The organism is Deinococcus arcticus, from assembly GCF_003028415.1.
In the GTDB taxonomy this organism is placed as follows: domain Bacteria; phylum Deinococcota; class Deinococci; order Deinococcales; family Deinococcaceae; genus Deinococcus; species Deinococcus arcticus.
In genome coordinates, this window is the sequence record NZ_PYSV01000053.1 from 1 (window position 1) to 1,131 (window position 1,131).

1 protein-coding gene is annotated in these 1,131 nt (G+C 60.9%); it reads right to left on the reverse strand.

The window, feature by feature from the left end; all coding sequences use genetic code 11:
- Nucleotides 1–75 precede the first annotated feature (75 nt).
- Nucleotides 76–1,083 carry a transposase family protein gene (locus C8263_RS18720; RefSeq protein ID WP_107139616.1) on the reverse strand — a complete coding sequence of 336 codons (1,008 nt, stop codon included), beginning with the start codon at nucleotides 1,081–1,083 and terminating at the stop codon, nucleotides 76–78.
- Between the last annotated feature and the right edge of the window lie 48 nt (nucleotides 1,084–1,131).

A 1,131-nucleotide genomic window follows, 5' to 3' on the forward strand; every position in this document is an offset into this window, starting at 1 on the left:
TGAAGACCTGTTGCGCAGTAGCCGAAGGGGGAGCGGGGCGACGGGAACCGTCGCCCCGCTGGCTTAGCCCTAAATTTAGTGTGTGGATAGGTAGAGTCGGCGTTGCCAGCGGAGATTGACGAGTCCGGCGACACAGCCCCAGATCACACCGTGCCGTGCGGTCTGGTTCCGGAAGAACGCCTTGCAGGCACGGAACTTCTTCATGCGGTTGATGCCGTTCTCGGCGGTGATCCGCACCTTGGAAATCAGCCGATTGAGCTCACGCTGTTCATCGCTGAGTTGACCCTTCCTGGGCCGCTTAGCAGGCACGATGATCTCTCGGCCAGGGTAGACCTTCTCCAACCCGGTGTATCCGCGATCTCCCCAGACCCGGACATGCTTGGGGCGTCGAGTCATCAGCCGAGAACACCGCATCACCTTCATGTCGTGGATGCGACCGCGAGCGGTCGCACTCAGATGAACGATCTGTCCCTCGGGCGTCACCGCCAGCTGAACTTTGAGCGTGTGGGTGCCCTGCTTGACGCTGTAGAAACGCTTTTTATCCCTGGGACGCCCCACTGCTTTCCGACCGGGCGTCTGACCCTTCTTGACCTTCGGCTGCCCTCGGGGCTGCTCGGTCGCGTCCACCACCACGTCGGTCAGTTCGGGGAACACCTCGAGGAGTTCCTCTAGCGAGCGGATCTTTCTGGGCTTCTTGACGTTTTTGCCAGGGACTTCGTCAGGTTGGGCTTGGAGTGTCCGGGGCCGCAGGGGAGCAGGCAACGCCTGCTCCAGGACCGGCAGTAAGCTGTGTATGTTGCGGCACACGTTCGCTGCGTCGAGGTCAAACAGGATTCCCAGGACGTGCATGGTGAAGTATTGGCGCAGATAGAGCAGCGTCACCAAGAGCCGCTGGCTCAGGTCAAGCTTAAAGGTATTGCCTGCACCGATGCGCCGGACCCGTCCGGCGCGCAGGAGAGCGCGCTTGTGGGCCTGTTCCCACAACGGCTCCAAGTCCATCAGGAGGTGGTCGAATTCTGTAGGACTCAGCCCGACCAGCCGCTCAAAGGAACGTGCTCTGGACGTCAACTTCTCCAGCCGCAACACGCCTCAAGCTACCCACTTCCACTCCTACTGCGCAACAGGTCTTGA